Origin of the sequence: Streptomyces sp. NPDC058650, from assembly GCF_042717315.1 — a bacterium.
Classification (GTDB): Bacteria; Actinomycetota; Actinomycetes; order Streptomycetales; family Streptomycetaceae; genus Streptomyces.
Map to the genome: position 1 here is coordinate 1 of NZ_JBHXRL010000080.1, position 1,132 is coordinate 1,132.

1 protein-coding gene is annotated in these 1,132 nt (G+C 72.3%); it reads right to left on the bottom strand.

From position 1 onward, the window contains the following. The coding region (locus ACFWWU_RS37385; protein ID WP_384153711.1) for an SLC13 family permease at window positions 1-1,067 on the bottom strand (1,067 nt) is incomplete at its 3' end. Window positions 1,068-1,132: the final 65 nt, after the last annotated feature.

Sequence of the window (1,132 nt, forward strand, 5' to 3'; positions counted from 1 at the left end):
GCCGCGGCGAGCCCCGCGATCGCCGGCGGCACGAGGCCCGTGGCGAGCAGCACCACCATGGCCGCGAGGATCACGAGCGCGCGCTTCGCGCCGGCTCCGAGCGGCACCGAACGCCGCATCGTCGCCGGATCGTCGACGACGAGCACGTCGGGGCCGGCGGTGTTGCGCTCGAGCTCGCCCCACGGGCCGCTGACGAGGAGCGTGTCCCCGGCTTGCAGCAGCGAATCGCTGCCGACGAGGTCCTCACCGCCTCGCTGGACGGCGAGCACGACGAGATCGCCGCTCGGCGTGCACATCCCCGGGAACAGGTGCAGTCCGATGAGCGACGAGCGCGGCGCCACGACGACCTCGGTGGCCCCCTCGCGAACGCCGATGAGCTCGGTGCCCTCGGGCAAGTGGTACTGCTCGCGGAGCGTGCGGGCGTGCTTGCTCACGTCCTGCGGCAGCGTGGTCGCAGCGCGTTCGGGCAGCAGGCGCGGGCCGAGGAGCGAGATGATCAGCAACGTGCCGATCACGAGCGGCACGCCGACGAGGCCGAATTCGAAGAAGCCGAACGGGCGCGCACCGGCGTCGGCGGCGGCCTCGCTCACGATGATGTTCACCGGGGTCCCCGTCAGCGCGAGCAGCGACCCCGCATGCGCCGAGAACGCGAGTGGCATGAGCATCTGCGACGGCGCGATGCCGACGCGGGTCGCGACGACGACGACGACCGGGATGAGGGCGGCCACGGCTCCGTTGACGCTGATGAGCGCCGTGACCCCCGCGACCAGGAGGCACACGACGAGGAGCAGCGGCCCGCGCCTCGTGCCGGCCCGGCCGATGACCTGCTGCCCGGCCCAGGCCGTGACGCCCGTCGAGTCGAGCGATTCGCTGACGACGAAGAGGGCGGCGATGAAGATCACGGTGGGGTCGCCGAATCCGGCGAGCGCCTGCCCGAGATCGAGGATGCCGGTGAGCCAGAGTGCGACGGAGACACCGATCGCGACGATGCCGAGCGGCACGCGGTTCGACATGAACGCGATGATCGCGAGCGCCAGGATGACGAGCGTGGTCGCGACGGGGTCCATGGGCACAGACTAGCCGCGGGGCATCCGCTACAGGAGTGGCCCGCGCGAGGACCGCAGCCGGCCCG